Source organism: Streptomyces sp. NPDC096105 (assembly GCF_044763335.1).
GTDB lineage: Bacteria > Actinomycetota > Actinomycetes > Streptomycetales > Streptomycetaceae > Streptomyces.
In genome coordinates this window covers 220,063-243,499 of sequence record NZ_JBIWGC010000006.1, presented here as the reverse complement: position 1 = coordinate 243,499, position 23,437 = coordinate 220,063, and the positions used below count along the sequence as shown (strand labels likewise).

Annotated in this window: 22 protein-coding genes and 3 tRNA genes; 13 read left to right on the top strand and 12 right to left on the bottom strand. The window is 72.9% G+C overall.

Annotation, left to right across the window (positions count from 1 at the left end):
- Nucleotides 1-44: 44 nt before the first annotated feature.
- Nucleotides 45-524, bottom strand: a complete 480-nt coding sequence (locus ACIQ8B_RS12930) for a heme-degrading domain-containing protein (protein WP_403546705.1) — start codon at nt 522-524, stop codon at nt 45-47.
- Nucleotides 521-1,597: a Gfo/Idh/MocA family oxidoreductase gene (locus ACIQ8B_RS12925; RefSeq protein WP_290006873.1), complete on the bottom strand. Its 1,077-nt coding sequence runs from the start codon at nt 1,595-1,597 to the stop codon at nt 521-523. The genes ACIQ8B_RS12930 and ACIQ8B_RS12925 overlap by 4 nt, the downstream gene beginning before the upstream one ends.
- Nucleotides 1,598-1,676: 79 nt before the next feature.
- Between ACIQ8B_RS12925 and ACIQ8B_RS12920 the strand changes: the two genes are divergently transcribed.
- The 5 genes from ACIQ8B_RS12920 to ACIQ8B_RS12900 all read left to right on the top strand — a co-directional run bounded on the left by ACIQ8B_RS12920 (nt 1,677) and on the right by ACIQ8B_RS12900 (nt 6,679).
- Complete coding sequence (locus ACIQ8B_RS12920) at nt 1,677-2,765, top strand: ROK family protein (RefSeq protein WP_403546782.1); 1,089 nt, start codon at nt 1,677-1,679, stop codon at nt 2,763-2,765.
- A 262-nt stretch (nt 2,766-3,027) separates the two neighbouring features.
- Nucleotides 3,028-3,807: an HAD-IIA family hydrolase gene (locus ACIQ8B_RS12915; protein WP_106414058.1), complete on the top strand. Its 780-nt coding sequence runs from the start codon at nt 3,028-3,030 to the stop codon at nt 3,805-3,807.
- A gap of 185 nt (nt 3,808-3,992) precedes the next feature.
- Nucleotides 3,993-4,553, top strand: coding sequence for a hypothetical protein (locus ACIQ8B_RS12910; protein WP_403546704.1), 561 nt, complete (start codon nt 3,993-3,995; stop codon nt 4,551-4,553).
- Nucleotides 4,550-5,206 (top strand): class F sortase, encoded by a 657-nt coding sequence (locus ACIQ8B_RS12905; RefSeq protein WP_403546703.1) that lies wholly within the window; start codon nt 4,550-4,552, stop codon nt 5,204-5,206. Before ACIQ8B_RS12910 ends, ACIQ8B_RS12905 begins: the two co-directional genes overlap by 4 nt.
- A 426-nt stretch (nt 5,207-5,632) precedes the next feature.
- On the top strand, nt 5,633-6,679 hold the full coding sequence (locus ACIQ8B_RS12900; protein WP_403546702.1) for a glycoside hydrolase family 6 protein: 1,047 nt from the start codon (nt 5,633-5,635) through the stop codon (nt 6,677-6,679).
- Nucleotides 6,680-6,764: 85 nt separating this feature from the next.
- Here ACIQ8B_RS12900 and ACIQ8B_RS12895 read toward each other — a convergent pair whose 3' ends face one another.
- The 3 genes from ACIQ8B_RS12895 to ACIQ8B_RS12885 form a co-directional block, all read right to left on the bottom strand.
- A complete protein-coding gene (locus tag ACIQ8B_RS12895; protein WP_403546701.1) occupies nt 6,765-8,705 on the bottom strand; it encodes a galactose oxidase-like domain-containing protein in 1,941 nt (646 codons plus the stop codon).
- On the bottom strand, nt 8,702-10,735 hold the full coding sequence (locus tag ACIQ8B_RS12890; protein ID WP_403546700.1) for a glycosyltransferase family 2 protein: 2,034 nt from the start codon (nt 10,733-10,735) through the stop codon (nt 8,702-8,704). Before ACIQ8B_RS12890 ends, ACIQ8B_RS12895 begins: the two co-directional genes overlap by 4 nt.
- 468 nt (nt 10,736-11,203) lie before the next feature.
- Nucleotides 11,204-11,277 (bottom strand) — tRNA-Lys (locus tag ACIQ8B_RS12885).
- A 195-nt stretch (nt 11,278-11,472) separates the two neighbouring features.
- On the opposite strand from ACIQ8B_RS12885, the gene ACIQ8B_RS12880 reads away from it, so the two are divergent.
- The 3 genes from ACIQ8B_RS12880 (at nt 11,473) to ACIQ8B_RS12870 (ending at nt 14,765) form a co-directional block, all read left to right on the top strand.
- A complete protein-coding gene (locus ACIQ8B_RS12880; protein WP_403546699.1) occupies nt 11,473-12,786 on the top strand; it encodes a peptidoglycan-binding protein in 1,314 nt (437 codons plus the stop codon).
- A gap of 78 nt (nt 12,787-12,864) precedes the next feature.
- The gene (locus tag ACIQ8B_RS12875; RefSeq protein ID WP_403546698.1) at nt 12,865-14,013 is read left to right on the top strand and encodes an SPFH domain-containing protein; all 1,149 of its coding nucleotides are present in this window, start codon (nt 12,865-12,867) and stop codon (nt 14,011-14,013) included.
- Between the two features lie 146 nt (nt 14,014-14,159).
- Nucleotides 14,160-14,765 (top strand): lytic polysaccharide monooxygenase, encoded by a 606-nt coding sequence (locus tag ACIQ8B_RS12870; protein WP_403546697.1) that lies wholly within the window; start codon nt 14,160-14,162, stop codon nt 14,763-14,765.
- Nucleotides 14,766-14,860: 95 nt separating this feature from the next.
- Here ACIQ8B_RS12870 and ACIQ8B_RS12865 read toward each other — a convergent pair.
- The 6 genes from ACIQ8B_RS12865 to ehuB all read right to left on the bottom strand — a co-directional run bounded on the left by ACIQ8B_RS12865 (nt 14,861) and on the right by ehuB (nt 19,094).
- Nucleotides 14,861-14,934 (bottom strand) — tRNA-Lys (locus ACIQ8B_RS12865).
- Between the two features lie 107 nt (nt 14,935-15,041).
- The gene (locus tag ACIQ8B_RS12860) at nt 15,042-15,800 is read right to left on the bottom strand and encodes an IclR family transcriptional regulator (RefSeq protein ID WP_403546696.1); all 759 of its coding nucleotides are present in this window, start codon (nt 15,798-15,800) and stop codon (nt 15,042-15,044) included.
- 253 nt (nt 15,801-16,053) lie between these two features.
- Nucleotides 16,054-16,845: an ectoine/hydroxyectoine ABC transporter ATP-binding protein EhuA gene (gene ehuA / locus ACIQ8B_RS12855; protein ID WP_290006855.1), complete on the bottom strand. Its 792-nt coding sequence runs from the start codon at nt 16,843-16,845 to the stop codon at nt 16,054-16,056.
- Nucleotides 16,835-17,485, bottom strand: coding sequence for an ectoine/hydroxyectoine ABC transporter permease subunit EhuD (gene ehuD, locus ACIQ8B_RS12850; RefSeq protein ID WP_106414069.1), 651 nt, complete (start codon nt 17,483-17,485; stop codon nt 16,835-16,837). Before ehuD ends, ehuA begins: the two co-directional genes overlap by 11 nt.
- Entirely contained in the window at nt 17,482-18,183 is a 702-nt protein-coding gene (gene ehuC / locus ACIQ8B_RS12845) for an ectoine/hydroxyectoine ABC transporter permease subunit EhuC (protein WP_290006850.1), read from the bottom strand. The genes ehuD and ehuC overlap by 4 nt, the downstream gene beginning before the upstream one ends.
- Nucleotides 18,180-19,094, bottom strand: coding sequence for an ectoine/hydroxyectoine ABC transporter substrate-binding protein EhuB (gene ehuB, locus ACIQ8B_RS12840; RefSeq protein WP_403546695.1), 915 nt, complete (start codon nt 19,092-19,094; stop codon nt 18,180-18,182). Before ehuB ends, ehuC begins: the two co-directional genes overlap by 4 nt.
- A 391-nt stretch (nt 19,095-19,485) precedes the next feature.
- On the opposite strand from ehuB, the gene ACIQ8B_RS12835 reads away from it, so the two are divergent.
- The 5 genes from ACIQ8B_RS12835 to ACIQ8B_RS12815 all read left to right on the top strand — a co-directional run bounded on the left by ACIQ8B_RS12835 (nt 19,486) and on the right by ACIQ8B_RS12815 (nt 21,747).
- Nucleotides 19,486-19,608, top strand: coding sequence for a hypothetical protein (locus tag ACIQ8B_RS12835; RefSeq protein WP_403546694.1), 123 nt, complete (start codon nt 19,486-19,488; stop codon nt 19,606-19,608).
- Entirely contained in the window at nt 19,605-20,336 is a 732-nt protein-coding gene (locus ACIQ8B_RS12830) for a decarboxylase (protein WP_403546693.1), read from the top strand. The genes ACIQ8B_RS12835 and ACIQ8B_RS12830 overlap by 4 nt, the downstream gene beginning before the upstream one ends.
- Before the next feature lie 240 nt (nt 20,337-20,576).
- Complete coding sequence (locus tag ACIQ8B_RS12825) at nt 20,577-20,942, top strand: hypothetical protein (protein ID WP_106414072.1); 366 nt, start codon at nt 20,577-20,579, stop codon at nt 20,940-20,942.
- 159 nt (nt 20,943-21,101) lie between these two features.
- Nucleotides 21,102-21,683: a hypothetical protein gene (locus ACIQ8B_RS12820; protein WP_403546692.1), complete on the top strand. Its 582-nt coding sequence runs from the start codon at nt 21,102-21,104 to the stop codon at nt 21,681-21,683.
- Nucleotides 21,674-21,747, top strand: a tRNA-Lys gene (locus ACIQ8B_RS12815). Before ACIQ8B_RS12820 ends, ACIQ8B_RS12815 begins: the two co-directional genes overlap by 10 nt.
- A 61-nt stretch (nt 21,748-21,808) precedes the next feature.
- On the opposite strand, the gene ACIQ8B_RS12810 is transcribed toward ACIQ8B_RS12815, so the two are convergent.
- Nucleotides 21,809-23,047: a M6 family metalloprotease domain-containing protein gene (locus ACIQ8B_RS12810; RefSeq protein ID WP_290007074.1), complete on the bottom strand. Its 1,239-nt coding sequence runs from the start codon at nt 23,045-23,047 to the stop codon at nt 21,809-21,811.
- Nucleotides 23,048-23,437 lie beyond the last annotated feature (390 nt).

The following is a 23,437-nucleotide window of genomic DNA, read 5'->3' as shown; positions in this document are numbered from 1 at the left end:
GTGCGCCACGGTGCGCCAAGGGAGAGTCAGGGGCGCCGGGGGCCTCAGCGCGCGGCCAGGAACCGCTCCAGCGCCTCCACCACCATGCGGTGGTCCTGGAGCTGGGGCAGCCCCGACACCGTGACCGCGCCGATCACGCCCACGTCCGCCACGGTGATGGGGAACGAACCGCCGTGCGCCGCGTACGTGTCGGGGTCCAGGCGGGAGGACGCCTCGAACGTCGTCCCCTTGGCGCGGTGCCGGGCGCCCACGAGGTAGGACGCGCAGCCGTAGCGCTCGACCACCCGGCGCTTGCGGGCGATCCAGGCGTCGTTGTCCGGCGTGGAGCCGGGCAGCGCGGCGTGGAAGAGCTGCTGACCCGCGCGGTGGATGTCGATGGCGACCGGGGCCTGCCGCTCCCGGGCCATCTCCACCAGGAGGCAACCCAGCGTCCAGGCGTCCTCATGGGTGAACCGGCGGAAGACCAGACGCTGTTCCTGCGCCTCCAGCTCCTCGACGGTAGGGGTCGCTCCGGACTCGCTCACAGCGTCACCGTCACCTTCTCGGCGGCCGAACGGCGCGCCGCCTCCAGGACGTCGAGGGCCGCGGCCGCCTCCAGCGCGGTCACCGGGTTGGGGCCGCCGTCGCGCAGGGCCCGCGCCACGGCCGCGTAGTAGGCGGGGTAGTCGCCCGGCAGCGTCTCCACGGCACGTCCGCCGCCGGTCACCGGGGACTCCCCGGCGCCGAGGCGGCCCCACAGCTCCTCCGGTTCCGTGCCCCACGCGGCGCCGGACGCGCCCGGGCGCGCACCGTCGCGCAGGGCGGCCTCCTGCGGGTCCAGGCCGTGCTTGACGTAGCCGGCCCTCGAGCCGAGGACGCGGAAGCGCGGGCCGAGCTGGGCGGTGGTCGCGGAGACGTACAGGTGGGAGCGGACCCCGCTCGCGTGGGTGAGCGCGAGGAAGGTGTCGTCGTCGGTCCGCGCGCCCTCGCGGCGGACGTCCGTCTCCGCGTACACCGACGTCACCGGGCCGAACAGGACCAGTGCCTGGTCGACGACGTGGCTGCCGAGGTCGTACAGCAGGCCGCCGATCTCCGCCGGGTCGCCGGACTCCCGCCAGCCGCCCTTGAGCTGCGGGCGCCAGCGCTCGAAACGCGATTCGAACCGGTACACCTCGCCCAGCTCGCCGTCGGCGATCAGGCGGCGCAGGGTGAGGAAGTCGTTGTCCCAGCGGCGGTTCTGGAAGACGGACAGCAGCAGGCCGCGCTTCTCGGCGAGCTCGGCGAGCGCGCGGGCCTGAGCCGCCGTGCCCGCGACGGGCTTGTCCACGACGACCGGCAGACCGGCCTCCAGCGCGGCGGTGGCGAGCGGGACGTGCGTCCGGTTCGGGGACGCGACGACGATCAGGTCCAGTTCGCCCGCGCGCGCCCACAGCGCGTCCGCCGAGGCGGCGACCGTGACGTCCGGGAACTCGGCGCGGGCCTGCGCCTGCCGCTCGGGGTTCGAGGTGACGACCGTGTCGAGCGTGAGGCCCTGGGTCGCGGCGATCAGCGGGGCGTGGAACACGGAACCCGCGAGGCCGTAGCCGACGAGGCCGACGCGGAGGGGAGTGCCAGTCATACCCCTACTTTCGCAACGCTGTTGCCAAAGTGCAAGAGCGGGCCACAATGGGCGGGTGAACAGGACGTACGGCGGTGGCATGCGGGGCGCGGGCGGCGGGGCCAACCTCCTGGCCCTGCGCAGCCACAACACCGCGCTGGTGCTGGACCTGCTGCGCACGGCGGGAGCGGAGGGCATCAGCCGGCTGGAGCTCGCCGAGCGGACCGGGCTCACCCCGCAGGCGGTCAGCAAGATAACCGCCCGGCTCCGCGAGGAGGGCCTCGCGGCGGAGGCCGGGCGCCGGGCGTCCACGGGCGGCAAGCCGCGCACGGTGCTGCGGCTGGTCCCGGAGGCGGGCCACGCGGTGGGCGTGCATCTGGACCGCGACGAGCTCCGGGCCGTGCTGGCCGACCTCGACGGCACCGTGGTCGCGCGGCGGCACGCGCCGCTGGACCTGGGCGCCGGGGCGGAGGCGGTGCTGACACGGGTCGCGTCGGCGGTGGGGGAACTGGGGGCGGAGCTCGCGGGAGGCGGCTCGCTCCTGGGGGTCGGGGTGGCGCTGCCCGGGCCGCTCGACCACCGGCGGGGAGTGCTGCACCGGGTGACGGGGTTTCCCGAGTGGGACGGGTTTCCGCTGCGGGACGCCCTGTCCGAGCGGCTGGGGGCGGTGCCCGTGGTCGTGGACAAGGACACCAACGCGGTGGCGCTCGGGCTGGCGGTCGGGGGTGAGGGCGGGTCCTTCGCCTATCTGCACCTCGGTACGGGACTGGGGGCCGGGCTGGTCGTCGGCGGGAGCGTGCACCGGGGACCGCGGACGGGGGCGGGGGAGTTCGGGCACCAGGTGGTGCAGCTCGACGGGCCGCCGTGCGGGTGCGGGGACCGCGGGTGCGTGGAGGCCTTGTGCCTGGCGGCGGTGGCGCGGGGGGAGACGGCGGAGGCGGCGCGGGTGCTGGGGACCGGCGTGGCGAACCTGGTGGGGCTGCTGGACATCGACCGGGTGCTGGTCGGCGGGCGGACGGTGGAGGCGGCGCCGGAGGTGTTCGTCCGGGGGGTGCGGGCGGTGCTGGAGGCGCGGGCCCGCAGGACGGGCGAGGAGGGGGTCGCGGTGCGGGTGGTCCCCGGGGAGGGGCGGGTCGCCGAGGGGGCGGCGCAGCTGGTGCTGGCGCCGGTGTTCGGGCAGGACGGGTAGCCGCGCGGGCGGGGTCCCGGTCAGTACCCGGTGCGGGTGGGGGCCGGGGGGCGCCGCGCAACCCGGCGCTTGCGGGGCGCCTCCCCCGGAGGGGGTGCCCCCAGCGCCCACCCGTGCCCCTGGGGGTACCACCCAGGCCCTTGAGGCACTGGGGGAGGCACGACTGCCCCCGGCCGGGGTAGGGGGGACGCCGTTCCCACGGTGATCCCATGCTGTTTAGGCTGGGGCTCACGGCACCGCGTACGGCGAGGAGATCGCGCACATGGCAGACCGCAAGCCCATCGAGTCCTGGCTCACCGACATGGACGGGGTGCTGATCCACGAAGGGGTGCCGATTCCCGGGGCCGACGCCTTCCTCAAGAAGCTGCGCGAGTCCGGGCGGCCCTTCCTGGTGCTCACCAACAACTCGATCTACACCCCGCGCGACCTGCACGCCCGGCTGCGCCGGATGGGGCTCGAGGTGCCGATCGAGAACATCTGGACGTCCGCCCTGGCCACCGCCAAGTTCCTCGACGACCAGCGGCCCGGCGGGTCGGCGTACGTCATCGGCGAGGCCGGCCTGACCACCGCGCTGCACGACATCGGCTACATCCTCACCGACCACGACCCCGACTACGTGGTCCTCGGCGAGACCCGCACCTACTCGTTCGAGGCGATGACCAAGGCGGTCCGGCTGATCAACGCCGGGGCCCGTTTCATCTGCACCAACCCCGACGAGACCGGCCCCTCCACCGAGGGCCCGCTCCCGGCGACCGGCGCGGTGGCCGCGCTCATCACCAAGGCGACCGGCCGGCAGCCCTACTTCGCCGGCAAGCCGAACCCGCTGATGATGCGCACCGGGCTCAACGCCCTCGGGGCGCACTCGGAGAGCAGCGCGATGATCGGCGACCGGATGGACACCGACGTGCTGGCGGGCATCGAGGCCGGCATGAAGACGTACCTCGTGCTCACCGGGCTGACCCGGCCGGAGCAGGTGGAGAACTTCCCGTACCGGCCGTCCAAGGTCGTCGACTCCATCGCGGACATCGTCGACCTGGTCTGACCTCCCGGGGTCCCCGAAGGCCTCCGAGGACCCCCGAGGACCCCCGAGGACCCCCGAGGACCCCCGAGGACCCCGAAAGGCCCCCCGGCCCCGCATCCCGCTCACCCGCCCGGCCCAAGGCCGCGCGTATGGGGGTGCGGGGCCGGACCGCGCGCGGGAACCTTCTGAGTGTCTGGAGGTTCACGATGGGTAAGCGGCGACTCGCTCTCTGCGCGGGTGTCCTGGCCGTCACCGCGTTCGGTCCGGCGGCCTGGGCGGTGGACGCGGCGGACGGCGGGAGCGTCACTGTGCTCCCGGCGGCCCCCGCGCCCGGGGGCGACATCGTCCTCAGGGTGACCGGGTGCGACGCGCGCGAGACGGTCGCGCGGTCCCCGGCGCTGGTGTCCGACGCCCGCCTCACCCCCGCCGGGGACGGCCTCGCGGGCGACGGGCGGGTACGGTCCACGCTCACCGCCGGGACGTACCCGGTGACCGTCGCCTGTGACGGCGCGGAACACAAAGGCACCCTCGAGGTCGCCCGGAAGCAGGCCCCCGCCGGGGGAGCCGAGCCCTCCGCGCACTCGTCCCCCGTTGCCCCCGTGAACGCCGGAGGCGGCGGCGCCGCGCGTCCCCTCGCCGGTGGCCGGGAGGAGCACGGGCCCGGCACCGCGCAGACGGTGGTCGCGCTCGCCCTGGCCGGGACCGCCGCCCTCACCGTGCACCGCGCGGCCCGCCGGCAGGCCCGGCGCGGGCGGGGGACGAAGTGACCGGCATCGCGCGCGCGACGACGAAGCGGCTGCCCGCCGGGGCGGTCTGGGTGGCGCTGCTGCTCGGGCTGTGGCTGTGGGGCCAGGGGCTCACCGAGGTGCCCGCCGGATCGGCCGGGCCCGCCACCGGCGACATGGCGGCGGCCGGACGTCCGCCCCTGACCGACCTGCCCACCGTCCACCGGCCGCTGAAGGCCGCCGAGCCGCTCACCCTCCACATCCCCGGCCTGGAGCTGCGCGCCCCGGTCGTCGCCCGCGGCCTGGACGAGCGCGGCGCCCCCGACCCGCCGCCGCTCGACCGTGCGGGCGAGGTCGGCTGGTACGCGGCCGGAACCGCCCCCGGCGCGGAGGGCGCCGCGCTGATGGTCGGGCACGTCGACTCCCGGACCCGGCCCGCCGTCTTCCACCGGCTGGACACGCTGGAGCCCGGCCAGGAGATCCGGGTGGCCCGCGGGGACGGCACGGTCGCCGAGTTCACCGTCGAGGACGTCCGCGTGCTCGACCGGGACGGCTTCGACGCCCAGGAGGCGTACGGCCCGCGCCACGAGGGGCGCGCCGAGCTCCGGCTGATCACCTGCGGCGGCACCTTCGACCGCGCGACCGGCGCCTACGAGGCCAACGTGGTGGTCTCCGCGTACCTCACCGACGCCTGAGCTCCAGGGGCGGCCTGCCGCGCCCGGCCCGGCCGACGGCCTGCTCCCGGGGGCCGTCGGCCGGGCCGGTCCTCGACCGCGCGGGGCACGGGCCGCGGGAGGGTGACCCGGCGGGACGCGCGGGAGGTCCACAGAAGACGCGCGGATGCACCGGCCTGGCCGCCGGCCGGCCGGTGCATCCGACTCTAGAGGGAAAGCCGGGCCCGGCCAGAGGCCGGATCTCGTCACGTCCCGCACCGGCCGCGTTCCGTGACCGTCGCAGGTGGACGTGGATCCGGCCACGCGCGGCGGCACGGCGGCGCGTCCGCCCGGGGCCCGCTGCAACGGGGCGTGGACAAGAGGGACTCGGCCGTCCTGGCACCGGAGCGCGGTGTGCCAGGATTGGGGCTCGGAAGACGTGGAGCAAGTGCGCCCGAGGGGGGTTGGATGTACGGCAGCAGGGGGGTCGGGGCGTTCGCCGGGAGGCGGGCGTCCGCGGCGGTGCTGGGGGCGGCGCTGCTGCTCGCGGGATGCTCCTCCGGGGGTGACGACGACAAGGACGACGACAAGGGGGAGGGCCCGGCCGGCGCTGCCGTCATGCAGCAGCCGAAGGAGGCGGCCCCCTTCTGGGTCAACCCGGACGGCCTCGCGGTGCGCAAGGTCGCCGAGCTGCGCAAGGACGGCAGGAAGACCGAGGCGGAGCAGCTCCGCAAGATAGCCGAGCAGCCCGTCGCGGAGTGGATCAGCCCCGAGAACCCCGAGGAGCAGGCCCGGGAGCTCACCGAGGCCGCCGACGAGGCCGGCCGCCGGGCGGTGCTGGTCCTCTACAACATCCCGCACCGCGACTGCGGCCAGTACTCGCGGGGCGGCGCCCCCGACGGCGACGCCTACCGGGACTTCGTCGACGCGGTGGCCGAGGGCATCGGGGACCGCCCGGCGACGGTGGTGCTGGAGCCGGACGCGGTGCTGCACCTGGTCGACGGCTGCACCCCGCAGGAGTACCACGAGGAGCGCTACGACCTCCTCAAGGGCGCCGTCGCCGAGCTCAAGGGCCTGAAGGACACCAAGGTGTACCTGGACGCGGGCAACGCCGGCTGGGGCGACCCCGACCAGATCCACGAGCCGCTGAAGTGGGCCGGCATCGACCAGGCCGACGGCTTCGCGGTGAACGTCTCGAACTTCTACACCACCCAGGACTCCATCGCGTACGGCAAGAAGCTGTCCGCGAAGGTCGGCGGGAAGCACTTCGTCATCGACACCAGCCGCAACGGCAACGGCCCCTACACCGGGGGCGACGCCGAGGAACGCTGGTGCAACCCGCCCGGCCGGGCGCTCGGCGAGACCCCGACGACCCGCACGGCCGACCCGCTCGTCGACGCCTACCTGTGGATCAAGCGCCCGGGGGAGTCGGACGGCGAGTGCAAGGGCGGCCCGAAGGCCGGCGAGTGGTGGCAGGACTACGCCCTGGACCTCGCCCGCGGCACGGCCGGCTGACGCGGCCGGCGGGACCGGGACGCGAAGGGGGGCGCCGTGCGATCCGCACGGCGCCCCCCTGTCACCCGGCTCGCGGTCGGGCGCGCTACGGCACCTGCACCCACTGGGCCTTGCTGGGCGTGCCGTCGCCGTCGGTGACGAACAGCATGTACCAGCCGGACTGGACCAGGTTCTTGTTCTTCGGCACGGTCACCGTGACCTTGTCGCCGTCGGTGGTGAAGTCCAGGGCGATCGAGCGCTGGTCCACGTCGGTGACGTGGGTGGTGGCGCTCGGCCGGATCAGCCGCGCCTTCTTGACCGACGCGGCGTCCGCGGAGGTGAACGTACCGGACGCGCCGCGCTCGATCGTCTGCGGCCCGCCGGAGAGGTCGGGCTGCCCCTCGTCGCCGTACAGGTACGGCGGCGTGTAGATCTCGATGCGCTGCTCGAACTCGCCCGGCCTGGTGTTGGCCTTGTCGGCGAAGAGCGAGTCCGAGCCGAAGAACATCACGCGGCCGTCGGGCAGCAGGAGCGAGCCCGCATGGTAGTTGCGGCCCACCAGCGGGTCGGCGACCCGCCGCAGCTCGTTCTTCTCCGTGTCGTAGATCCGCGCCTCGAGGATGTCGGAGTCGCTGCGGCCGCGGTAGTCCTCCGAGCCGCCGGAGATCAGCACCTCGTCGTTCGGCAGGATCGACGCCTGCGGGTAGCGGGTGCCCTTGTCCAGCGACGGCCCGTCCACGAACCGCGGGTCGTCGGCCTTCAGGTCGACGATCCGGGTCCTCTCACTGGACCGCTGGGACTCGCCGACCCCGCCGCCGCCGATGACCATGTACCTCTCGTCCTGGGCGGGCGGCAGCAGCACCGTGTTGGACGTCTCCATCAGGTCGGGGTCGCTCAGCCCGGGGACCTTCTTGAACGTGTTGCTCTCCACGTCCCAGACGCCCGGGTCGCGGCCGACGTCGTCCGGCCCGTACCCCGCGTTCGACCCCGAGTAGAAGATCTTGCCGTTCTGCATCAGGAACAGCGCCGGGTACGTCGGGAACTGCCGGACCTTGTCGGTGTACTCCCACTCCTTGGTCTCCGGGTCGTAGATCTCGTTCTTGCCCGGGACCAGCTGGCCGATGTCGTCGAGGCCGGAGACGCTGAGGATCCTGCCGTCGCTCAGGGTGGTGAGCGTCGGGTACCAGCGGGCCTCCTTCATCGGGTCGACCTTGATGTACTTCTCGGCGACCGGGTCGAACTCGTAGGCGTCCCGGATGCCCTGGAAGTCCTTCTTGTCCAGGGCGAGTTTCTCGGCGATGCCGTACGTGTTGCGCGCGTCGGCGCCGGTGAGGCCGTGCACCTTGTAGTTGTCCTGCGTGCCGGTCTCGTACCTGGCGCCCTCCTTCTGCGCCTCGACGTAGATACGGCCGACGCCCGGGGTGGTGCCCAGGAACTCGCCGGTCTCCGGGGCGAAGTTCTTCTCGGCGCGCGGGACGAGCACCGGGTCCTTCGAGACGAAGGTCTTGCCGTTCTCCTTGCCGGTGAACTTCGTCCCCGCGGGCAGGGTGACCGGCTTGTCCGGGTTCTCGTTGTGGACGATCATCAGGCCGCCGGCCTTCTTCACGTCGCCCTTGAGCTTCTCGTACCGCTTGGTGCCGCCCGCGATCAGCAGGTTGCCGTTGGCGAGCTGCGTGTGGCCGGTGCAGAACAGGTCGGTGGGCGTCGGCACCTTCTTGACGGTCCCCTTGACCGGGTCCCAGATCCGGGTGTCGTACTTCTTCGCGTCGAAGTTGTCCTGGTCGTTGCCCGATCCCGCGACGAGCAGCACCTTGCCGGTGCGCAGCAGCGCCGCGTGGATGGTGTTCTGCCGGTACTCCTCGGGGAAATCGATGATCTCCCACTTGCCGTTCGCGGCCTTGTACTCCGGCTGATCGATCTTGTACTGGTGGTATTTCTCCGTCCCGAAGCGGTACAGCCACGGGCCGTTCATCCCGGCCAGCGCGAGCACCACCACCGTGCCTATCGCGATCCGACGGGCGCGACGGCGGCCTGCACGGTCAGTCATTCCTTACGTCCCCCAAGTCCACCAAGGGCGATCTGCATGGTCTGGTCGTCACCGGGGTTGCCGCCCCCGGGCCCTCCCGGCCCTTCGGGGCCCCCTGATCCGCCCGGTGCGCCGTGGGAGCCGGCCCACCGGGGCCGGGGCTGCGGCTGGTGCGGGGCGTGCTGCTGCGGCATCGGCACGCCGTCGGCGGGGGTCGCGCTCTCGTGCTGCTGCCCCGCCGCGTGCGCACCGGGCTTCTTCCGGTCCCGCCGCATGCCGTGGCGCCAGGCGAACATCGGCGCCGCGGTGATGAGCAGGGCGAAGGTGGCCCAGACGACCATCGCCGGGTGGGAGTTCCCGAAGGCGAAGCCCGCGGCGATGGAGCCACCGAAGATCAGGATGAAGTACCAGTGGTACCGGAAGGTGCCGAACCAGGTGTCCGGGCTGGCCGAGTCGCCCTTCGGGGTGACCACGAACGTGCTCTTGCGGCGCAGCACCGAGTCGATCAGCGCCTTCGCGTACAGCGGGGCCGACAGCGCGGACATCACCATGCCGGCCACACCGCCGGAGCCCTCCGGCTCGTGCGGCGAGACGTTGTGGCGGCGGTTCCAGACGTACAGGCCGATCTGCAGCGCGGAGGCGTTGCCGTAGAGCATCAGCCAGACGGCCGGGTCGATGTTCACACCCGAGGCGCCCAGGCCCAGGAACAGCGCGCAGCTCAGCGCCGCGAGGATCCAGTTCAGGGCGGACATCGGGTAGAAGATGATCATCATCGTGTAGTTGAAGAGCTTGCTCGGCGGGAGCGAGTACCAGCCCTTCCAGTACTGCTTGAGGATCGTCTCGTACGTGCCGCGCGACCAGCGCATCTGCTGGGTGAAGAAGTCGGTCCAGGCGTTGGGGCCCTCACCGACCGCGAGCACGTCCGGGGTGTAGACCGAGCGCCACTTCCGTCCGGTCTCCGGGTTCTTGGCGCGGTGCATCTCGAACCCGGTCGCCATGTCCTCGGTGATCGAGTCGTACAGGCCGCCGATCTGCTTCAGCGCCTTGATGCGCACGGCGTTGGAGGTGCCCACGAACATGGGCGAGCCGTAGCGGTTGCCGGCGCGCTGGATCAGCGCGTGGAAGAGGAACTGCTGGGACTCGGCGGCCTTGGTGACGAAGTTGTCGTAGTTGCCGTAGACCTGCGGGCCGATGACGAAGCCGACGTCCGGGTCGCGGAAGAAGCCGAGCATCCGCTCCAGGTAGTTCGGCAGCGGCACGTGGTCGGTGTCCACCGAGGCGAAGAAGTCGTAGTGGTCGCCGTGCGCGTCCAGCCAGGCGTTGTAGTTGCCGTGCTTGGTCTTGGCGCGGTGCGGGCCCTTGGGCTGGTTCCACTTCGCGACGCCCTTGCGGGAGAAGTGGTGCACGCCGAGGCGCTCGCAGACCGCCTTCACCTCGGGGTCGTCGCCCTCGTCGAGCAGCCACACGTGCATCAGGCCCCGGTGGCGGATCCTCACCGCCGCCTCCAGGGTCTTCGTCACCATCTCCAGCGGCTCCTTGCCGGGCACGAAGGAGGTGAGGAAGGCCACCCGGGTGCCGGTCTCGGGCACCACCGGGACCGGGTCGCGGGCGACGAGCGTGGCGTGCGCGTTCGACACCACGTTCATGCAGCGGAAGAGCTCGATCAGACCGATCGACACCAGCATCACGACGTCGAGGGCGGGCAGCCACTCGAACGCCGGGTAGTCGCGCTCCGTCCAGTGCGAGGGCTGGAGCAGCCACACCAGCAGCACGAGCGACAGCACGGGGGCGGCCAGCAGCATCAGCACGATGCGGATGCGGTGCGGCTCCTGCGAGATCAGCGAGCGGTACTGGACCGTGTACGGCTTGTTCGGATCGGGCTGGGTGAGGGGACCCGCGAGGCGGCTGTAGTGCTCGTAGTCGTATCGGGGCAGCGCTTTCTTGATCCGGCGGAACGTACCGGTGTTCCAGTTCCGGTGGCCGGGCACCCTGAGCTGGGTGGTCTGGGACGGGTCGTCGTCCCGGTGGGCGCCCGTCGGCGTCGGCGTCATGAGTCATCCCCCCACACGCGGCACGCGCGCGTGTTTCGTTGCTTCCTAGCGTCCGCGCCGGTCCCCTCGACCTCCGGACGTGTCAGTGGTGGACCGCGGTCACCAGATCACGCACACCTTATAGACACGAGCCCGTGTCCTTCCGGTTGCATGACCCCCCTCCGGCGCCGGCGCGGGGAGACGGGGTCCTTCACCCCGTCCCGGCCGACGGCCGGCTCTCCCCCGGTCCCCCCGACGGCCGCGACGGCACGGCCGTGTGAAGGGACCAGGGTCCCGGTTCGCTCCTCATGATCGCAAGGTGCGAAACACGGTGCAGACCGGGCATGGGCGACCCAGGGGACGCCTGAGGGCGGCCTGCGATGTCACAGTTCCGTACGGGGCGCGAGAGCGTGGCGCTCAACGGCGGCGAGAGGGTTTCCGGCCAAAAAGCGGCAGGCCCCTCGTTCCACGAGGGGCCCGCCGTGTCGGTGCGCCGCCAGGGACTCGAACCCCGGACCCGCTGATTAAGAGTCAGCTGCTCTAACCAACTGAGCTAGCGGCGCCTGCTGACGGCAGAACTCTACAGGACTCCGGGGCGTGCTCGTGACGGCTCCGGCCCGGCGGCCCGCCCCGGCGCATCCGGAGGGCGGGGCCTTTACGTCATTCGGACCGTCAAAATGCGCGCCCGGAGGACCGTTGGGACACTGACCGTCGTGCGCGGATGCGGAGAAACGTTCCGGGAATGTGAGGTCAATCGCATGGGGTCTCCGGTGTGCGAGGAATGCGGTCCGGCCGGAGACCGCGCGTCCCCCGGGTGCGGGCGGGAAGGACGGGAGCGGCCGCTGCCCCGCGCCGGGCGGCGCTCGCCGGGGCGCCGCGCCGCCCTCGTGGTGGCCGCGGTCACGTCCGCCCTGTTCGGCACCCACCCGGTCCCCGCGGTCGCCGCCCATGACGCCCGGGTCTCCACGGGCCAGGGCGTTCCCGCAGATCAGGGCAGCGGCGGCGGGCAGGGGGCGCCGGGTCCGCTGTTCGGGGCCGACGGCCGCACGGGTCCCGCGACGCCGCCCGGCGGCCCGGTGACGATCCCCGCCGTCAGCCGGACGGACATCATCGGGCGGGCCGCCGCCTGGGTCAGCCAGAAGGTCCCCTACAGCGTGTCCTCCCACTGGTCCGACGGATACCGGCAGGACTGCTCGGGCTATGTGTCGATGGCCTGGAAACTGCCCGGCAACGAATGGACGGGCAGCCTCGCGCAATACGCCGACGAAATCACCAAGGCGGAACTCCAGCCGGGTGACATCCTCCTGTTCCACAATGCGGCCGATCCGTACAACGGTTCGCACGTCGTCATTTTCGGCGGGTGGACCGACTCCGACCGCACCCAGTACGTCGCCTACGAGCAGACCCCGCCGCACACCCGCCGGATGACCACGCCGTACGCCTACTGGAACAACTCGGCGCGCTATGTGCCGTACCGCTACAAGGGGGTGACCGACGGGGCGGCGGGGGCGGCTTCGGAGGCCGCCGCAGCCGCCCGGCCCGCGTCTTCGGCCGAGCCGCCGGTGGCGGATTCCCGACCCGGCCCCGAGGGTGCGGACACCGTGGAGCCCGGCGGCGACGAGCTCGTGCCCGCCGTGCCCGCCGCGCCGGAGGACCCGCTCGGAGCGGGCGCCGGGGACGGGACGGTCCCCGTGGCGCCGGCGCGGCGGGGCGTCGCCGTGGACGGTGCTCCGGGCCCGTCGGCCGGGCGGTCCGGCGGGGCGCCGCACCCCTCAAACGGAGGTTCCGCTTCTGCTCCGGCCGGCCCTCTCGCCGCGCCCGCCCCGCACGGGGTGCCGGGCTGTCCGGGCCGGACAGCGTCCCGCCCGGGAGCGGAGAACGCACACGTCACCCGGCTGGGCCGGGGGCCGGCGGCGAAGGGGCCCGGGCGGTGCCGCCACCAGGAGCCGGGCCCGCGCCGGAGCGAGGAGGACCGCCGCGACGCGGCCGGCTTCCAGCGGGCGCGGGGCCTGCGCGGCGGGGCGGCCGACGGCGTCCCGGGCCCGGGGCCCGGGCAGCGGCTCCCCGTCTGAACCGACCGGGGCGCCGGGCGTCCGCCCCCGCCCGAGTCCCTCGATGTGACGCGTCTGGCGCGGAGGCTGGAGGCACGCATGACCACCACGACATCCCACGTCCCCGAGCACGTCCCCGAGTCCGAGGGGCCGGCGGACGTCGCGGCCGGCCGCCCGGTCCGGCTGATCCACACCGAGTCCACCACCGAGATCCCCGTCCACCTGCTGTTCCGCGAGGAGCCCGCGTCCGCACCGCCCCCGGCGGAGGTCGAGCCGCGGCCCGCGGCCGGCGCCCGCCGCCCCGACGCCGGCCGGGACGACCGGGACACCCGGGACCTCAGGGTGCGGGCCCGCGCCGCCGCGCCCGGGGTCGACCCGGCGATCGTGGAGCGGCCCGCCCGGGTGCTGCCGGGCATCGCGGGCGTGATCGCGGGGGTGTGCGGCACGGCGGGCTGCGTGGCCACGGGGTGGTGGGCGGGGGTGCTGCCGCCCCTGGCCGCGGAGGCGCTCGGCCTGTCCGTCCGGGCCGGCGGCCCCGGCCCCGCGCAGTGGGCGGCGTTCGCCGGGGCCGGGGCGCTCGGGCTGTTCGGCTTCGGCGGGCTGGCCCGCGGGCGGACCGGGCGGGCCTGGGTGCTCGGGCTGTTCGGCCGCTACCGGGGGACCGTGCGGGGCACCGGACTGCTGTGGGTGAACCCGCTGTTGCTGCGCCGCCGGGTCGACGTGCGGCTGCGGCACTGGCGCGGTGAGCCGCTGCCGGCGGCCGACCGCGGCGGGGTCGCGCTGCGGGTGGCCGTGCAGGTGGTGTGGCGGGTGCGGGACACCGCGCGGGCGACGCTGGGGGTGCAGGACCACGAGGGGTACCTGCGGGCGTGCGTGGAGGCGGCGTTGCTGCGGGTGCCGGTGGCGGCGCCGGGCGCCGGGCCGGGCGCGGTGCAGACGACGCAGGACGCGCTGACCCGGCTGGTCGCGGCGGACGCCGGGCCGGTGGGGGTGGAGGTCCTGGCGGTGCGGCCGCTGCGGGTGGAGTACGCGCCGGAGGTGGCCGCCGCGATGCACCGGCGCCGGATCGCGGCGCTGGACGCCCGGCACCGGGCGAGCGTGATCGGCTCGGTCGTGGACTCGGTGGAGGACACCGTGACCCGGCTGACCATGCGCGGTCTGGTGGACCTGGACGACTGCGAGCGCAAGGTGCTGGTGAAGGACCTGACGGTGGCGTTCTGCGCGGGGCGGGGCGAGACCGGGCCGTGAGCGGCGGGGAAAGGCCGGGAAAGGACGGGGGAGGCGGGGAGAACAAGCCCTGCGATTGGTATGGACATGTTCAACCAACGCCCCTACTCTGAGCCTTGGTCTAGACCTGCACTCTGAACACTCCCCCACACTCCAGGAGCGGCAGCATGCGTAAACGGACCAAGTTGTACGCGGCCGCGGTGGGACTGGCCACGACCGGAGCGCTCGTGCTCTCCTCCGGCGGGGCCAGCGGCCACGGCTACACCGACCTGCCGGTCAGCAGGCAGAAGCTCTGCCAGAACGGCTCGGTCTCCAATTGCGGCGCCATCCAGTGGGAGCCGCAGAGCGTCGAGGGCCCGAAGGGCTTCCCGGCGGGCGGCCCCGCCGACGGCAGGCTCTGTTCGGCCGGCAACGCGCCCTTCGCCGCGCTCGACGCCCCGCGCACCCCGTCGGGCGGCGCCTGGCCGACCACCCGGGTCACCGGTGGCCAGAACTACACCTTCCGGTGGCAGTTCACGGCCATGCACGCCACGACCGACTTCAAGTACTACATCACCAAGCCGGGATGGAACCAGAACCACAACCTGTCCCGGTCCGACCTCAACCTCACGCCGTTCCTGACCGTCCCCTACAACGGCCAGCGTCCGCCGCAGACCCTGTCGCACAGCGGCCGGCTGCCCACCGGGCTCAGCGGTCACCACGTGATCCTCGCGGTGTGGACGGTCCACGACACGGGCAACGCGTTCTACGCCTGCTCGGACGTGACCTTCTGACGCCTCCCGGACCGGTCCGGCTCCGGCCGGGCCGGTCCCTGGCAGGTCCCGGGCACGTCAAAGGGCCTCTCGCTCCCACGAGAGGCCCTTCTCGGTGCGCCGCCAGGGACTCGAACCCCGGACCCGCTGATTAAGAGTCAGCTGCTCTAACCAACTGAGCTAGCGGCGCATGACTCCCGCCGTCCGCTTCCGCGGTCGGCGACGGAGAAAATCATACCTGGTCCGGGGAGGTGCTCCCGACCACCTCGACCGGGGGCCCGGTCCGCGCGACCCTCCCTAGATCGCCAGCGACAGCAGGACGGGCGCGGCGTTGCGGTTGAGGGTGTCGGCGGCCCGGCGCAGCCGGTGGGCGTGCTCCAGCGGCAGGGACAGCGCCAGGCACCCGGCCGTGGACCCGGCGGTGAGCGGGACGGCCGCGCAGACCGTGCCGACCGCGTACTCCTGGAGGTCCAGGACCGGCACCGCCGGCGGCTGCGAGGCGAGCCTCGACAGCAGCAGGCGGTCGCTGGTGATGGTGCGCGAGGTGAGCCGGGCCGGGCGGTGCCGGGCCAGGTGGTCGCGCCGGCCCTCGTGGTCGAGCTGGGTGAGCAGACTCTTGCCGACCGCCGTGGCGTGCGCGGAGTAGCGGAAGTCCACCCACTCGTTCACCTTCGGGGTGGCCGGGGAGTCGGCGTACTGGGTGACCCTGACCTCGCCGTCGACGTAGCGGCTGAGGTAGACGGCGGCGCCCACGGAGTCGCGCAGCCGGTCCAGGGCGTGCTGAAGGGTGTCCCGCAGGGCCTCCTGGTGTCCGTCGGCGGAGTCCAGCCGGGCGAAGGCCGCCCCGGTGACGTACCCGCCGTCGGCGATCTGCTCGACGTAGGCCTCGCGGCGCAGCATGCGCAGGAGGGTGGTCAGCCGCTCCGTGCCGATGCCGGTCTCGCGGGCGAGTTCGGTCTCGTTGATTCCTGTGCCGCGCCGCGCCACCGTCTCCAGGACGCGCAGCGCGTCCTGGACCGAGTGGTACGACGCGGTCGGCTCGTGCCTCAGCGCCACGGTTTCCCCCTGCGCTCGCTACGTAGTCCCGTCGGAACCGTCCCGGCCGCCGGGCGGACGGGGGCGGTGTCCAAGGGCCTGGGGCCGCAATCCGGTCGACGAATCCCCTCCACGATAGCCGTCAAAAGGCGTACGAAAAGCGGGGGTTGACAAGATTGCGGCCCTCTGAACTGCGATGTCGACCCTCTGGCATATGCCATAGGGATGACCCAGGCCGTGGACCTCGGACAATGCGCCGGGCGCGCTCCGGTGACTACAGGACCGCGCTGAGGAACTCCCGCGTCCGGTCGTGCTCCGGCTCGTTGAAGATCTTCTCCGGCGAGCCCGCCTCGATGACCCGGCCCGAGTCGAACATCAGCACCTGGTCCGAGATGTCCCGCGCGAAGTTCATCTCGTGGGTCACGCAGAGCATCGTGATGTCGGTGGAGCGGGCGATGTCCCGCAGCACGTCCAGCACGCCGGCCACCAGCTCCGGGTCCAGGGCCGAGGTGACCTCGTCCAGCAGCAGCACCTGCGGGCGCATCGCCAGCGCCCGGGCGATCGCCACCCGCTGCTGCTGGCCGCCGGAGAGCTGGGCCGGGTGCTTGTCGAGGTGGTCGGTCAGCCCGACCATCTCCAGCAGCTCCCGCGCCCGCTCCTCGGCCGCGTCCTTGGACATGCCGAGCACGGTGACCGGGGCCTCGGTGATGTTCCGCAGCACGGTCATGTTCGGGAACAGGTTGAACTGCTGGAAGACCATGCCGATCTTCTTGCGGACCTCGCGGACCTGCTTCTCCGGGGCCGGGAAGAGCTGCTGCCCGTCGACGGTGATCGTGCCCTCGTCGGGCTTCAGCAGGGTCATCAGCAGCCGCAGGATCGTGGTCTTGCCGGACCCGGACGGGCCGATCAGCGTCACGTGCTTGCCGGCGTCGACGGAGAAGTCCAGGTGGTCCAGGACCGTGTGGTCGCCGAACCGCTTGGTGACCCGCTCCAGCCGGATCAGCTCACCCGTGCTGCGCGGACCCTCGGGCTTCTTCTCGAACGGGGCGTGGGTGTCAGTGGACAAGGCGTCGCTCCAGGGCTCGCAGGGCAAGGGAGGCCAGGTAGGAGATGACGATGAAGGCGACGCCGATCACCGTCAGGGGCTCGGTGAACTGGAAGTTCTGCTGGGCGAACAGCCGTGCCTGGCCGAGCATCTCCAGCACGGTGACGGCCATCAGCAGCGGGGTGTCCTTCAGCATCGAGATGACGTAGTTGCCGAGCGCGGGCACCACCCGGCGCACGGCCTGCGGCAGGATCACCACGGTCCACGTCCGGCGCGGCGGCAGGTTCAGCGCCGTCGCCGCCTCCCACTGGCCCACCGGCACGGCCTCGATGCCGGCGCGGTAGACCTGCATCGTGTACGTCGAGTAGTGCAGCCCGATGGCGAAGACGCCGGTGGTCAGCGCCGAGAAGGTGATCTCCCACTCGGGCAGCACGTAGAAGAGGAAGAACAGCTGCACCAGCAGCGGGGTGTTGCGGATGAACTCCGTGACGCCGCCGACCGGCCAGGTCACCCAGCGCGTCGGCGCCCGCATCAGCAGCGCCCACACCAGGCCCAGCACGAAGGAGATCAGCGAGCCGAACACCAGGATCTGCAGGGTGACCCACAGGCCGTCCCAGAAGTACGGCATGAAATCGGCGACCGCGCCCCAGTCCCACGTCACGAGACACCACTTCCCTCGGGCACGCGCACGGCGGCGGTCCTCTTCTTCGGCGCCTTGCCGGCGCCGGCCTTCAGCTTCTTCTCCAGGCCGCGCATCGACCGGGTGAGCAGGAAGGCGATCACGAAGTAGATGAGCAGGACGTACGTGTAGATCTCCGCGCTCTCCTGCAGCGCCAGACGCACCAGGTTGGCGCTGAACGCCAGGTCGCCCATGCCCATGACCGACACCAGGGCGGTGCCCTTGAGCAGCTCGATCAGCAGGTTGGAGAACGGCGGGATCATCTCCGGCACCGCCTGCGGCAGCAGGATGAGCCGCATCCGCTGCCAGGGCGTGAAGCTGAGGGCGATGCCGCCCTCGCGCTGGGCCGGGTCCACCGCGGCGAGGGCGCCGCGCACGACCTCCGCCCCGTACGCCCCGTAGGTCAGGCCGAGCGCCAGGGTGCCCGCCCACAGCGGCACGAGCTGCCAGCCGAAGGCCGGGGGCAGCACGAAGAACACCCAGAAGATCATCACCAGCGCGGAGGTGCCGCGGAACACCTCGGTGTAGAAGCCCGCGAGGAAGCGGACGATCCACAGCCGGTGGGTGCGGGCGACGCCGACCACGAACGACACCGCGGCGGCGAGCAGCGCGCTGAGCACCAGCAGCTGGATCGTGACCCAGACGCCGTCGAGTACGCGTTCCCAGAGTCCGGAGGTCATCCGCCGCACAACTCCTTCGCGGTCAGATCGGTCATCTCGTCCTCGGTGAACCCGAACGGCCTGAGGATGCGCAGCAGTTCGCCGCTCTTCTTGAGTTTCGCCAGCTCGGCGTTGAAGGCGTCGCGCAGCTTGGTCTCGGTGGGCCGGAACGCGAACGCGCCGCCGTCGACGTGCGGCTTGCCGTCGACGATGGGCTTGAAGGGCTCGGTGACCTCGGCCTTGCGGGACTTCCTGACCACCTCGCGGGTGGTGACCGCGGTACCGGCGAAGACGTCGGCGCGTCCGGCCTCGACGGCGTTCAGGCCGGCGACCTGATCGGGGACGATCAGGATGTCGCTCTCCTTGTACCCGGCCTCCACGGCGTACGCGATCTCCGCGTAGCCGGTGCCGGTGGCGAACTTCGCCTTCTTCTCGACGACGTCCCGGTAGTCGCGCAGCCCCAGCGGGTTGCCCTTGCGGACGATGAACGAGTCGAGCATCTGGTAGTCGGGGTCGGCGAAGATGACCTGCTCGCAGCGCTCGGGGTTGACGTACATGCCCGCGGCCACGACGTCGAACTGCTGCGAGTTCAGCCCCGGTATGAGCGAACCGAACTCGGTGGGCACGGGCTGCACCCGGTCCACCCCCAGCCGTTTGAAGATGACCTTGGCCAGCTCCGGCGCCTCGCCGGTCAGCTCACCGTTCTTGTCGATGTAACCGAACGGGATCTCGCCGGCGATGCCCAGCCGGACCACGCCCGCCGCCCTGAGCCGGTCGAGCAGGTCGCCGCCGTCCGCCGTGGCGGCGGTCGGTACGCGGGAACACCCCGCGGCGCCCAGTGCGCCGAGCGCCGCGACCCCCGCGAGCAGCGACCGACGCGAGGGCCCGGAGGTCCCGTGTATTCGTCTCAGTGGGTGAAGTGGTGGAGCCATGGCGGCGCAGCTACCCGAACGGATGCGAGTTATTCCGGCCAGTTTCGGCCCCGTTCGGTGGTGGGACGGTCGTGACCGGCACGGGGCCATGGGACGCACGGCCGACCGGTTCCCCGGGAACTCCCTGGTCGGGCGCGAGGCGGCCGGCGCCGGCGGGACCGGCTGTCCCGGACGGCGTCCGCCCGCACGTCACGCGTACCCCGTACGTGCCCGTCGAGGTCGGTCCGGACCCCGTCCGGCCGGCGAGCACGAGACGCCGGGCGACGCGGTCCCGCACCGGCCCGCCGGCGTACGACGTGATCCCGGAGCGGGGGGGGAGCAGCGCATACCGGCCATCTCGGCCAACCAGGTGATCATGTGGGCGGCACTGCGCCGATTGGGTACCCGGGCGGTGGGACCGTATCAGGCGCTGATCGACGCGTCCGCGCGCTCCGGGACCGTCGTGCCGGACCGGACCTCCGGCCCCGTGGTGCCGGACGCGCCCGGAGAGAAGCAGCAGGAAGGCTGGACATGACCGCACTGGGATTCCTCTACCCCGGCCACGCCGCGGAGGACGACTATCCGCGCATCGAGCAGCTGCTGGGCAGCGACATCCGCGTGGAACTGGTGCACACCGACATCGGCGAGGACGCGCACCGGGTGGACACCCTGCGCGGGGCGGGCTCGCCCGAGCGGCTGGCGGCCGGCCTGGAGGAGCTGCGGCTCGCCGGCGCCGAGGCCGTGGTGTGGGCCTGCACCAGCGGCAGCTTCGTGCACGGCTGGGAAGGAGCCCACGAGCAGGTGCGCGGTCTCGCGCTGGCCGCGGGCATGCCCGCCTCCTCCACCTCCTTCGGCTTCGTGCACGCGCTGCGCGAGATCGAGGTCCGCCGGGTCGCCGTCGGCGCGACCTACCCCGACGACATCGCCCGGCTGTTCGCCGACTTCCTGCGCGCCGGGGGAGCGGAGGTCACCGCGGTGCGCGGTGCGGGGATCACCACGGCCGCCGAGGCGGGCGCCTGGGGCGAGCGGGAGCTGTTCGCGCTGGCCCGCGCGGCCGACTCCCCGGACGCCGAGGCGGTGCTCCTGCCGAACACCGCCCTGCACACCGTCGCCCACATCCCCGCCCTGGAGAAGGAGCTGGGCAAGCCGGTCCTCACCGCCAACCAGGTCACCGCCTGGCAGTGCCTGCGCCTCACCGACCGCCGCGTGAACGCGCCCGAACTGGGCGCGCTCTTCACCCGGGAGCCGGTCGTCCAGGTGTGATCCGTCCGCAGGGACGTGAGGAACGCCACCTTCACCGGCGTACGTCCTCCCGCGCGCCCGGAGCGCGTTCCCGTCACCGCCTTTGTGCGCCCCGCGAGCTGGGTAGTCACCGGTCGGCCCCGCCCGCACGGGCGGGGCCGACCGGCCGCCTCGGGCCGGACGCCCTCTTGCGGGGGCGCGGGACAATGGACGGTGGCCCTCCGGCACCCGGAGGCCACCGCGACGTACGAAGGAGAAGTCATGGCGGAGCACACGCCGCGCCCGGACCAGCCGCGGCTACGCCCCGCGCCCCTGCTGTTCGAGCCCGCGCAGGCGGCCTCGGACCCCGAGCACTTCTTCGACCTGGAGTCGCTCGAGGATCCGCGCGCACTGCTGGAGCGGGCCACGGAGCTGACGCTCGCGTTCCGTGCCGCCGCGGACCGGGCGACGGAGTTCCAGGCGATGGCGGCGGCCCAGCTCGCCGACCCCCGGCGCTTCGACCGGCTGTCCACGGCGGACATCGCCGAGCGCGCCGAGTGGACCGAGGACTACGCGAAGAAGATGGTCGAGTTCGGCCGCGACCTGATGCGCGGCGGTGAGGGCCCGGGGCACGTCGACCCCGTGTGAGCCGCGCGCCCCTCCCGGTCCCGGTTCCTCCGGTCGGACGGGGGTGGTCGAACAGGTGTGGCATATGCCGGGTGACAGGGTACGCGCTCGGCCGGGTCCCCGTCAGGGATTCCGGCAACTCTGGGGAACCGTTCCCTCACGGCGCGTAGAAATATCTGTATGAGCAGCACACCGAATGTCTCCGACGTCCGCGGCGTCACCCCGGAAGGAGCCGCCTGGCTCGCTGCGGCCGGCGCCGCCCGCGCCCTCTGGGACGAGCGGTCGGACGCCCCCGTGGTCCTGCCCTGCGGCGTGGTCTTCGACGTGGTGAGCGTGCCCGCCGTCTTCGGGCGCCGGATGCTGGACCGGCTGTGGGAGGAGGGGCCGGGCTCGGGGCCCGTGGCGGAGTACCGGGGCCGGATGCTGCTGTTCGGCGCCGTGGGCACGGCCCAGCGGCTGCCCGCCCTGCTGAGGTGGGAGGAGTGGGGCGCGCGCGGCAGCCGCACGCACGGCGTCCCGCCGCTGCTGTGCCACGGCGCCGGCGACGCGGTGACCGTCCCCGGACTCGCCGGACCGGTGGGCCCCGACGAGGCGTCCCTCGCCCGCTGGCTGGTCGCCCCCGACAGCCGGAGCCCCTGGCTGCCGGGCCCGGAGGTGCTGCTCTGGGCGGCGGTCCGGGCGGCCCGGGCGGCCGTGCGGATATCGATTTTTCCTCCCGCCGATCGTGGTGCTAATGTCTACGACGTCAGCAGGCGCCGCTAGCTCAGTTGGTTAGAGCAGCTGACTCTTAATCAGCGGGTCCGGGGTTCGAGTCCCTGGCGGCGCACGACACGAAGAAGGCCCCCCGCGCGAGCGGGGGGCCTTCTTCGTGCAGGTACCGCCGGCCCTCAGGACGAGCGGGCCGTGCGTCCGCCGGTGGTGATCTTGACCGTCCAGGCGCCGGCGGCCGTGCGGCCCTCCACGTCGACGCGGACGGACTCGCCGGGGACCGTGAAACTCTCGCCGAGGGCGACCGGGGCGTCCGCCAGCGGAGGATAGACGGAGTCCTCCCAGCACGCCTCGGTGTGCGGGTGGGCGTCGATCACCTCGATGGGCCCGCGCCCCGAGCGGGTGCCGCTGCTCACCCGGTAGACCAGCACCCCCGCCCGGCAGGCCGCGCGGTCGTTGCCGACCGGGCCGCGCACCTCGAAGGCCAGGGCCGTGTCCGCGCCCGTGCGCACCACCGCCAGCTTGACGCCCCGCCCCAGACCGAACGACGGCGCCCCCGCCGCCCCCGTCACCGGCGTCCCCGGCCCCGCCCCCAGCGGCTCCAGCGTCAGCCGCACCGGACCGCCCTCCTGCACGCACCGCACCTGGCGCGGCTCCAGCCATCCCAGCTTCCACTTGTGCCAGCCGAACAGGTCCGGGGCCAGCGCGAACTGGCTGCCCATCAGGTCCCAGTCCCCGACATGGGTGTCCCAGTCGCCCTTGCCGTCCACCGGCCGGTGGTACAGATCGGGCAGGTCGAAGACGTGCCCCGTCTCGTGCGCCAGCACCAGCCGGTCCGGGGGATGGTTCTCGAACACGGTGACGACCCGCCGGATGCCGACGCCGTCCGCACGCATCGGCCGGTCCAGGTTGACCACCTTCGTGGCGTCGGAGTCCACCCCCGGCGCGTCCGGGTCGGCGACGAAGTACACGATGTCGTAGCGCGAGTAGTCCACGTGCGGATCGGACGCGGCGAGCGCGTCCCGCAGGTAGGCCGCCCGGTGCGCCACCGTCCAGTCCCGCTGTATGGCGTACGCCGTCGACGGGCGCGGCATGCGGATCCACCGCTTCACCGGGTGCGCCCGCAGGCTGAACTTGCCGTAGGAGGCCTGCTCGAAGAAGCGGCCGGTCACCGGGAAGTGGTCGGCGACCAGATCGTCCGGCGAGGTCAGCGGGTGTGCGTCGGGGAACGACAGGAACACCATCACCGCGTCCAGTCGCCGCGTCGGACGCGGATAGGCCGCGTTCCAGGTGTCCAGGCCCTCCGAGTGGTGGGCGTCGGTCCGGGTCAGCGCGCACGGCTCCGCCGAGAACGGCTCGGGACCGGACGGCACGCTCAGCAGCGACGTCGCCGCGAGCGCCGACATGGTCGTGCACATCGCCGCCGTGGTCCGCAGCCGGGGCCGCACACCCGAACGGCCGAACCACTGCCGCAGTGCCTCACGACCGAGTCCTCTCGGGGTGAGCTGACGCGGCACGGGGACCTCCGGGAGACGGTTCGCGCGGGACACCGCACCCAGAGTGGGGTGATTTGTCGTACTGCGCCCTGTTCAGCTGCACCGGTCGGGTGAGAACGGAGCGACGACGGGCGGGACCGCACGCGGTCCGCACGGCCCGCGTGCACGGAACGTCACAACTGGTCGGGGGCCCGCAGAAGCCGCCGGTGCCCGTGCGGAAACGATCGGGCAGGGATGCGGAACCGGCTCCGGGGCCGGACAGTGGCTGGAAGGCCCCGACGCGGGCCTTTATGATCGGCACACTTTCCGGGT

Excerpts from the sequence above, each read along its gene's own strand:
- ehuC (WP_290006850.1), bottom strand. The coding sequence starts at position 18,183 with ATGACCTCCGGACTCTGGGAACGCGTACTCGACGGCGTCTGGGTCACG.
- ACIQ8B_RS12875 (WP_403546698.1), top strand. The coding sequence starts at position 12,865 with ATGACCACCACGACATCCCACGTCCCCGAGCACGTCCCCGAGTCCGAG.
- ACIQ8B_RS12880 (WP_403546699.1), top strand. The coding sequence starts at position 11,473 with ATGGGGTCTCCGGTGTGCGAGGAATGCGGTCCGGCCGGAGACCGCGCG.
- ACIQ8B_RS12920 (WP_403546782.1), top strand. The coding sequence starts at position 1,677 with ATGCGGGGCGCGGGCGGCGGGGCCAACCTCCTGGCCCTGCGCAGCCAC.
- ACIQ8B_RS12900 (WP_403546702.1), top strand. The coding sequence starts at position 5,633 with ATGTACGGCAGCAGGGGGGTCGGGGCGTTCGCCGGGAGGCGGGCGTCC.
- ACIQ8B_RS12825 (WP_106414072.1), top strand. The coding sequence starts at position 20,577 with ATGGCGGAGCACACGCCGCGCCCGGACCAGCCGCGGCTACGCCCCGCG.
- ACIQ8B_RS12830 (WP_403546693.1), top strand. The coding sequence starts at position 19,605 with ATGACCGCACTGGGATTCCTCTACCCCGGCCACGCCGCGGAGGACGAC.
- ACIQ8B_RS12895 (WP_403546701.1), bottom strand. The coding sequence starts at position 8,705 with ATGACTGACCGTGCAGGCCGCCGTCGCGCCCGTCGGATCGCGATAGGC.
- ACIQ8B_RS12910 (WP_403546704.1), top strand. The coding sequence starts at position 3,993 with ATGGGTAAGCGGCGACTCGCTCTCTGCGCGGGTGTCCTGGCCGTCACC.
- ACIQ8B_RS12810 (WP_290007074.1), bottom strand. The coding sequence starts at position 23,047 with ATGTGCACGACCATGTCGGCGCTCGCGGCGACGTCGCTGCTGAGCGTG.
- ACIQ8B_RS12870 (WP_403546697.1), top strand. The coding sequence starts at position 14,160 with ATGCGTAAACGGACCAAGTTGTACGCGGCCGCGGTGGGACTGGCCACG.
- ACIQ8B_RS12890 (WP_403546700.1), bottom strand. The coding sequence starts at position 10,735 with ATGACGCCGACGCCGACGGGCGCCCACCGGGACGACGACCCGTCCCAG.
- ACIQ8B_RS12925 (WP_290006873.1), bottom strand. The coding sequence starts at position 1,597 with ATGACTGGCACTCCCCTCCGCGTCGGCCTCGTCGGCTACGGCCTCGCG.
- ACIQ8B_RS12820 (WP_403546692.1), top strand. The coding sequence starts at position 21,102 with ATGAGCAGCACACCGAATGTCTCCGACGTCCGCGGCGTCACCCCGGAA.
- ACIQ8B_RS12915 (WP_106414058.1), top strand. The coding sequence starts at position 3,028 with ATGGCAGACCGCAAGCCCATCGAGTCCTGGCTCACCGACATGGACGGG.
- ehuB (WP_403546695.1), bottom strand. The coding sequence starts at position 19,094 with ATGGCTCCACCACTTCACCCACTGAGACGAATACACGGGACCTCCGGG.